The organism is Massilia sp. DJPM01 (assembly GCF_030348125.1).
Lineage (GTDB): Bacteria > Pseudomonadota > Gammaproteobacteria > Burkholderiales > Burkholderiaceae_D > Telluria_A > Telluria_A frigida.
Genome location: NZ_JAQOZV010000078.1, coordinates 19,116 through 27,183 on the forward strand (window position 1 = coordinate 19,116; position 8,068 = coordinate 27,183).

Sequence of the window (8,068 nt, forward strand, 5' to 3'; positions counted from 1 at the left end):
ACAACAGTCCTGGAGGAAGCATGAAAACACGACCCATCCAGGCGCTGCGCGCGCTGGCGGCCCTGTTGCTGCTGGCGGCCACCCTGTCCGGCTGCGCCGGCCTGCCCGCGCTCGACAGCCGCGCGGCCAGCCAGTATATCGCCGCCACTGGCGACACGCGCCTGGGCGCGGCCATGGCGCCGCTGGGCGCCATGCATCCGGGCATGTCGGGCCTGCACTCGCTGGCCAACGGGCACGACGCCTTCGCCGCGCGCGCCATGCTGGCCGGCGCCGCCGAGCGCACCCTCGACGTCCAATACTATATCTGGCGCAACGATACCACTGGCATCCTGATGCTCAACGCGCTGCGCGCGGCGGCGGCGCGCGGCGTGCGCGTGCGCCTGCTGCTCGATGATAACAACACCAAGGGCCTCGACCCGATGCTGGCCGCGCTCGACGCCGATCCGCATATCGAGGTGCGCCTGTTCAATCCCTTCGCCATGCGCGAACACCGCGCGCTCGGCTTGCTGGGCGCGTTTTCGCGCCTGAACCGGCGCATGCACAACAAGTCCTTCACCGCCGACAACGCGGCGACCATCATCGGCGGGCGCAATATCGGCGATGAATACTTCGGGGTGGAGGGCGGCATGCTGTTCGTCGACCTGGACGTGCTGGCGGTCGGCCCGGTGGTCGACGCCGTCTCGCGCGACTTCGACCGTTACTGGAACAGCCGTTCGGCCTATCCGGTCAGCCTGCTGGTGGGGCCGGCGGCGGGTGGCGCGCAGCGGCTGGCGGCGCAAGGGGACGAGGCGCGCGATTACCTGGCGGCGGTGCGCGCATCGCCGTTCGCCGCGCAGCTGGCCGGGCGCAGCCTGCCGTTCGAGTGGGCCCGCACCACGCTGGTGAGCGACCATCCGGACAAGGTGCTGGGCACGGAAGCGCCGGAAACCCGGGTGGCTTACCAGTTGCGCCGCCTGCTGGGCGAACCGGCCAGCACGGTGGAACTGGTATCGGCGTATTTCGTGCCTGGCAAAACCTGGGCTGCCAATTTCGTGGCGATGGCCGCGCGCGGGGTGGAGGTGCGCATCTTGACCAATTCGCTCGAAGCGACCGACGTGGCGGCCGTCCACGCGGGCTACGCCAAATGGCGCAAGCCTTTGCTGGAAGCGGGCGTGACGCTGTATGAGCTGCACCGTGGCATCGACGGCGGGCCCGATGCGGCGAAAAAGGGCAAGCTTGGCAGCTCCCGATCGAGCCTGCACGCGAAGACGTTTTCGGTGGACGGCAAGCGCGTGTTTATCGGCTCGTTCAATTTCGATCCGCGCTCGGCCGACCTGAATACCGAAATGGGCTTCGTCATCGAAAGCCCGGCGATGGCTGCGCGCATGGCGCGCGTGCTGCGCGAACAGGTGCCGGCGCGCGCCTACCGGGTGCGCCTGGCGCCCGGCGGCGCGTTGTACTGGACCGAGCGCGTGGGGGATAAGGAAATCCGCCACGACACCGAGCCCGGTACCGGCTTGTGGCAGCGCGCGGCGGTCGGCATCCTGTCGCTGCTGCCGATCGACTGGCTGCTGTAATCAGCCGGCCGTGCCGTGCGCCGCCTGCAGGCGCTCGGCGAAGCGCTGGGCCGGCACGAAGCCGATGATGCGCCCTTGCGGCACTTCCTTGCCGTTGGCATCGAACAGGATGATGCCCGGTGGCCCGAACAGGCTGAATTTCTTCATCAGCGCGCGGTCGTCGGCATTGTTGGCCGTCTCATCCACCTGGATCAGGCGCATTTTCTTCATCGATGCGGCCACCGCGCCGTCCGGGAAGGTCATGCGTTCCATCTCCTTGCAGGCCACGCACCAGTCGGCGTAAAAGTCGAGCAGCACCGGCGTGCTGGTATCGGCCAGCGCGCGTTCCAGTTCGGCCACGGTGCGGATGCGGGTGAACTGCGGACCGCTGTCGGCATGCGCGAGCGCCGTGCCGCCGGCGCCGCCGCCGCGCAAGTGCGCCAGCGGTTGCAGCACATCGCGTCCCGAGCTGGCCGCGCCGGCCAGCTCGAACAGGCCGCCGACCAGCATCAGCACGCCCAGCGCCTTGCCGGCATATGCACCAGCCCCGCTGTGCGGCGGCAGGGCCTGGCCCACGTGCAGGAACAGCGCGCCCAGGATCGCAAAGCCGCCCCACAGCGCCATCATCACCGGCACCGGGAACACCGGCGACACCATCCAGATGGCGACCGCGATCAGCAGCATGCCGAACACCTTTTTCACGCCATTCATCCAGGCGCCGGCGCGCGGCAGCAGGCTGCCGGCCGACAGGCCGGTGAGCAGCAGCGGCACGCTCATCCCGAGCGCCATCGAAAACAGGGCCCAGCCGCCGATCCAGGCGTTGCCGGTCTGGCTGATGTAGAGCAGCGCGCCGGCCAGCGGACCGGCCACGCACGGACCGACGATCAGTGCCGACAGCGCGCCCATGATGAACACGCCCACGAAGCGTCCGCCGCGCACCGCGCCGCCGGTACTGGAGAGGCGCGTTTGCAGTGCGCTTGGCAGTTGCAGCTGGTAGACGTCGAACATCGACAGCGCCAGGCCGACCAGCAGCGCGCCGAAGGTCAGCAGCACCCACGGTTTTTGCAGCGCGCCGGCCAGGCCTTCGCCCGCCAGCCCGGCACCGACGCCCAGCGCCGTGTAGACCAGCGCCATGCCGAGACAATAGGCGCAAGCGAGCAGCAGGCCGCGCCCGCGCGAGACCGAGCCTTCGCCGACGATGATCGACGACAGGATCGGCACCATCGGCAGCACGCACGGCGTGAACGACAGCAGCAGGCCGAATAGAAGGAAAGCGCTGCCGATGCGCCACAGGCTGCCGCTTTGCAGGGTGCGCTGGGCGAGGGTGGTGTCGTCTTCGGGTGCGGCGGCGCTGGCCGCTGTATTGCCCGGTGCGCTGGCCGCCGGCGGCGTAGCTGCGGCCGGGGGCGGGGCCTCCGTCCGCGCTGCCAGCACGCCGGGTTTGGCCGGATCGACCAGATAGGTCTTGGTGACCGGCGCGTAGCACAGGCCCGCGTCGGCGCAACCCTGGTAGGCGACGTTCAGGGTGAACGGCTTGCCCGGCGCCGGCGGCAGTGCCACGTCGAGCTGGCCCTGGTAGGTTTCCATCTCCTTGTTGAAGTTCTCGTCGAACTTGCGGATGCCGGCCGGCAGTGCCGGTGCGGGGATGGCTGGGTCGCCGGCGGCGCCGGTGAAGGCCAGCCGGTCGCGGTACAGGTGGTAGCCGGACGCGATGGTCCAGCGCAGGGCTATCGCCCCGCCGTCACGCACCTCGGTGCGCAGCACGAAGGCTTGTTCGGGGTCGAGGAAGTCGTCGGCCGCGGCGGCCTTGCCCGCCCAGCCGGCAAAGGCGAGCATGGCCAGCAGCGATAGCAGCCATCTCAGGAAGGGTGCGGATGTCATGGTGGTTCTCCAGTAGTTAGTTCGGTAGTTGGCTCAGGCATCCTTGCGGAAGCACTGGCCTTGCTGGTCGATGGCGAGATAGGCCATGCCGGCGTTGTCGAGGAAGGCCAGTCCGTCCTCTTGCATCAGCATGGCGATGGTGGAACAGCTGCCGGCGGCAATGGCCAGGGGCCCGAGCACGCTGACCGAGCGCCAGTGCGACACCGGCATGCCGCTGCGCGGGTCGAGCACATGGCAGTAACGGCGTGCGCCGATGTCGATGAAACGTTCGTAGTCGCCACTGGTGGCCAGCGCACCGCTGGCAATCGGGATCGCGCCAGCCAGGCGTTCGGTGTCGCGCGGGTCTTGCACGCCGATCGACCAGGGGGCGCCGCTGGGCTGCGGCCCGATGATGCGCAGGTCTCCCCCCAGGTTGACGTAGCCGTAACGCACGCCGTGTGCCGCCAGCAGCGCCGCCGCGCGGTCGGCCGCGTACTCCTTGCCGAAGCCGCCGAAGTCGATTTCCATCCCCGCTTTGGCCAGGCGGATGGCGCCATGCTCGCGCTCGACGTGCTGCCAGCCGACCAGCGGCAGCAACGCGTCGAGCGCCGCCTGCGCCGGCAGCTCGGGGCGGCGGAAGTCCCAGGCACGCCGCAGCACGCCCGAGGTGATGTCGAACAGGCCGCCGCTGGTGGTGTGCAGCACGCAGGCGTAGTCCAGCAGGGCATTGGTCTCGTCGTCGCAGGCCACCGGATCGCGTCCGGCGGCATTGTTGATGCGGGCCACAATGCCGCTGGTGCGGTAGCGCGAATAGGTGTGCTCGATGCGCAGCACCTCGTCGATGGCCAGCTGCGCCAGGCGAGCGCCATCGACGCCCGGCGCGAGCGCCAGGCGCAGCTCGCAGCGGCTGGCCATGGCCTCGAAGGGGAATGCCTGCACGTCCATTACCACTGCCGCGTGAGGCCCAGCTGGATGCTGTGGGCGCGCAGCGGCTCCAGTCCCGGGCTGCCTTTGTCGAACAGGCGCCAACTGCCGCGCTGCTGATAGGCTTCCAGCTTGACGTCGGCGATCCAGTCGCGGCTGAGCTGCCTGGCGACCTTGATCCCCAAGGTCACGGCGCCGAAACCCGACAGGCGCTGGTCGGCCGACGAGTAGCCATCGGGGTTGCTGGCATAACCGGGCCGGAATGGCTCGCCCAGCACGCCGTCATACACCGGATCGAAGTAAAAGCGCGCCGCGCGCTGCGAATACAGGCGCGCCGACGGGGTGACGATCCAGCCCTGGCCGACCGGCTGTACGTACTCGCCGCCGAAGGTATGGGCGCGGATGCCGTAGTTATCGGTGTAATAGCGGTAGTTGACGCGGCTGGTGCCGCCGGTGGCGGCGTGGTGATGGTTCCAGCGCCCCATCAGCGTGCTCTGGTTACGCTGGCGCGGGCGGTTGTCGAATGCCTTGTACGGGTCCGAAAAATAGCCGTGGCCCCGGTTGTGGGTTACGGTCAGCTGCGCCAGGTCGTTCGGTCCCATGACCTGCGTGACGCCGGCGAGGAAGTTCACGGTCTGGCGCGATTCGTCGCGCACGATGAAGTTGACCGGATTGATCGAATCGTCCGAGCCGCCCATGCCGAGCGACCAGGTGGTGTTCTTGTCGTCGCTTGACATGGTGCCGGTCACCGACAGGGCGCGCGAGTCGTAGTCATGCTCGGTCGAGTAGGCCGCGCCGACGGTCAGGCTGCCGCGCGAAAAATAGCGCGTGACGGCGGCGTCGCCGGCCTTGCGGTCGTCGCTCATGCGCGAGGCGCCCGAGACGGCCGTGTGGTAGCGCGGCGACGCGCCGGAGACATCGTCGGCCGTCAGCGAACCGGCCACCGACCAGACGCCGGCCACCGGAGCGACCAGGGAAATCGATGGCGCGCGCACGCGGATGCGGTCCATGCCGGACTGGTTCTCTTGGTAACTGAGCAGCTTGACGCTGATGGAGCCGTGCTCCGGCGGCGTTTCGGCGTGCACCAGGCCAGGCAGCATCAGCGCCGCCGCCAGGAGGGCGTGGCCGAGGGCCGCGGGTTGTGCGGGGGGCAGTGGGGTGGTCATGTGCTTGTTCATTCCTCTTAGTTGCAACCGCAGCCGCCGCCGCCGACACCACTGCCGCCGGACGCCGCCTCGCGGCTCGTGTAAATGTGTTCGTTGAAACGCGTTTCGAGGCCGTCGCCTTCCATCAGCATTTCCGGCTTGGCCAGCGTGCCCTTTTCCCAGGCTTGCACCGGCGTGATGGCCGAGCAGCCGGTGGCGCCGGCGGCCAGCGCCGCCAGCGCGCCGAGGCGGCACAACATTACGCTCATCGTCTTCATTTTTTCGCTCCCAGTGCAGCCTTGATCCTGGTTTCCAGCTGGTCGCGGTCGGCGGCCTTGAAGCCGCTATGCTCGAACAGCACCTTGCCGTCCGCGCCAATGAGCACGCTGCTCGGCATGCCCTTGACGCCGTAGCTGCGCGGCGTGGCGCCGGCCGGATCGAAGCCGATCGCGAACCTGGCCGGGGTGGTGGCCAGGAAGCCGCGCGCGTCGTCCACCTTGGCGTCGACGTTGACGCCGACGATTTGCAGGCCTTGCGCGCCGTACTTGGCCTGCATCTCGTTCATCCACGGGAACGATTGGCGGCACGGGCCGCACCACGATGCCCAGAAGTCGAGGTAGACCACCTTGCCGGCGTATTTTTCGAGCTTGACCGCGCCATCCGGCCCCGCGAGGTCGAACGCCGGTGCGGGCTTGCCCGCATCCAGCGCACTTGCCGGCACCGCCAGCAGCGCCAGGACGAGGGAGGCGGCCAGCGCGCGTGTATTGCGTTTGAAGTTGTTCATGCCAATTCCTAAAGTGATCGGTCAGGACTGCGCCGGATTGCGCCGGCGCCAGAAGAGGACGGCTGCCGCCATCAGTGCCAGCAGGGCCAGCATCGGGTCGCTGCCGTCGCGTACGGACGAACAGCCACCGCCGCCCTGGTTTTGTGCCGGCGGCGCATTGGCCGCAGTAGCCGCAGCCTGGCCGGCCAGCGCGATGGTCCAGCTGCCGCCGCCATCTGCCTGGAGCACGACGCTGCCGTTGCTGGCGCCGGCGGCGGCCGGGGTGTAGCCGATCACCATGTCGCACGATGCACCCGGTTGCAGCGCAAACGGCAAGGCCGGGCAGCCGCTGGCATCAAGCACGCGCGCGAATGGCCCGCTGAAGTTCGCTGCCGACAGGTTGATAGCCGCGCTGCCCGCATTACTGAGCGTGAAGCGCTTGCTTGCCGCACTGGCGCCGAAGTCGAACGATTGCGGCGCCAGCGTGAGCGCCGGCGCGGCGGCGATAGCGGTGCCGGTACCGGTCAGCGGCAGCGAAAACTGCGTGCCGCCGTCGGTGAGCAGCAGCAGGGTGGCGCTGCGCGCGCCCGGTGCGCCCGGCTTGAAGCTGGTCTCGATGGTGCAGCTGGCGGCGGGGCTGACGCTGCCGTTGACGGCGCACGAGCCGCCCAGGACGAAATCGGCGCCGTTGCTGCCATCGGCCACCAGGGTGGCGATCTTGAGCGCGGCGGTGCCGGGATTGCTCAATACCGTCGTGTGCGGCGCGGCGCTTTTGCCGACCTGGATTTGGCCGAAACCGATCGGGCCCGCGTCCGACAGGGTTGGCTTGGCGACGGCGGCGCTGGTGCCGGCGCCGCTGACGCCCACCTGCACGCTGCCGCCGTTGAAGCTGGCCACCAGCGTGGCCGTGACCGCGCCTTCGGCCGTGGGCGTGAACAGCAGCGGCACGCCGCAGCTGGCGCCAGGTGCCAGCGCCGCGCCGCAGTGGTTGCCCGGCGCCAGGCTGATGGCGGCGGACCCGTTGACGGCGAGCGAGGCGAATGTCACGGCCACGTTGCCGGTATTGGTCAGCGCGATGGTTTGCGTGGCGCCGGCCGCGCCGATGGCCTGGCTGCCGAAAGCGAGCACGCTTGGCGTGGCGCTTGCCGCCGCTGCCGCGCTGGCGCCGCTGCCGGCCAGGCCGATGGTGACGTTGCCGTTGGCGGCGTTCGACGCCAGGTTCAGGCTGGCCGCGAAGGCGCCAGTAGCTGTGGGCTGGGCGCGCACCGTCAAGGCGCAGGTGGCGCCGCTGGCGAGCGGCTTGCTGATCGCGCAGTCGCCGCCCAGCGTGAAGATGGCGCTGTTGGCGCCCGTCAGCGTGATGGCGCTGAAGGTGAGGGCGGTCTGGCCGCTGTTACTGACGGTGACGCTCTGTGGCGCGGACGCCACGTTGGTCACCAGCGCGCCGAAATTGAGGCTGGCGGCCGACACGCCGATGGTGGCCTGGGGCGATGCATTTCCGGTGCCGCTCAGGGCCACGCTGCTGCTGCCGCCGGTGCCGTTGTGGGCCACTGCCAGGCTGGCGTTGCGCACGCCGGCCACGCTTGGCTTGAAGCTGACCAGCACCGTGCAATCGGCGCCGGCGGCGAGCGCGCCGCCAGGGGCGCAGGTGCCGCCGGCGATGCTGAAATCGGCGGCGGCCGCGCCGGTCACGCCGATGGTGTCGATGTTCAGGGTGCCTGAGCCGGTGTTGGCCAGGGTGGCGCTCAGGGCGCTGCTGGCCTGTCCGAGCGCGCTGCCGCTGAAGGCCAGGCTGGCGGGGTTCAGGCTGGCCGCCGGCGCCGCGACGACGCCCGGATTGG

At 69.5% G+C, this 8,068-nt stretch carries 7 protein-coding genes; 1 reads left to right on the forward strand and 6 read right to left on the reverse strand.

The window, feature by feature from the left end; genetic code table 11:
* The first annotated feature begins 20 nt into the window (after positions 1-20).
* Entirely contained in the window at positions 21-1,556 is a 1,536-nt protein-coding gene (locus PO883_RS31075; RefSeq protein WP_289313206.1) for a phospholipase D family protein, read from the forward strand.
* Here the strand turns inward: PO883_RS31075 and dsbD are convergent, their stop codons facing one another.
* The 6 genes from dsbD to PO883_RS31105 all read right to left on the reverse strand — a co-directional run.
* The gene (gene dsbD / locus PO883_RS31080) at positions 1,557-3,416 is read right to left on the reverse strand and encodes a protein-disulfide reductase DsbD (RefSeq protein WP_289313207.1); all 1,860 of its coding nucleotides are present in this window, start codon (positions 3,414-3,416) and stop codon (positions 1,557-1,559) included.
* Between the two features lie 33 nt (positions 3,417-3,449).
* Entirely contained in the window at positions 3,450-4,340 is an 891-nt protein-coding gene (locus PO883_RS31085) for an FAD:protein FMN transferase (RefSeq protein ID WP_289313208.1), read from the reverse strand.
* Positions 4,340-5,485 carry a DUF3570 domain-containing protein gene (locus PO883_RS31090; RefSeq protein WP_289313209.1) on the reverse strand — a complete coding sequence of 382 codons (1,146 nt, stop codon included), beginning with the start codon at positions 5,483-5,485 and terminating at the stop codon, positions 4,340-4,342. Before PO883_RS31090 ends, PO883_RS31085 begins: the two co-directional genes overlap by 1 nt.
* 17 nt (positions 5,486-5,502) lie before the next feature.
* Positions 5,503-5,733, reverse strand: a complete 231-nt coding sequence (locus PO883_RS31095) for a DUF4266 domain-containing protein (RefSeq protein ID WP_167089013.1) — start codon at positions 5,731-5,733, stop codon at positions 5,503-5,505.
* 5 nt (positions 5,734-5,738) lie between these two features.
* The gene (locus PO883_RS31100) at positions 5,739-6,248 is read right to left on the reverse strand and encodes a TlpA disulfide reductase family protein (protein WP_289313210.1); all 510 of its coding nucleotides are present in this window, start codon (positions 6,246-6,248) and stop codon (positions 5,739-5,741) included.
* A 21-nt stretch (positions 6,249-6,269) separates the two neighbouring features.
* Positions 6,270-8,068: choice-of-anchor D domain-containing protein (locus PO883_RS31105; RefSeq protein WP_289313211.1), on the reverse strand; the 1,799-nt coding region annotated here is incomplete at its 5' end.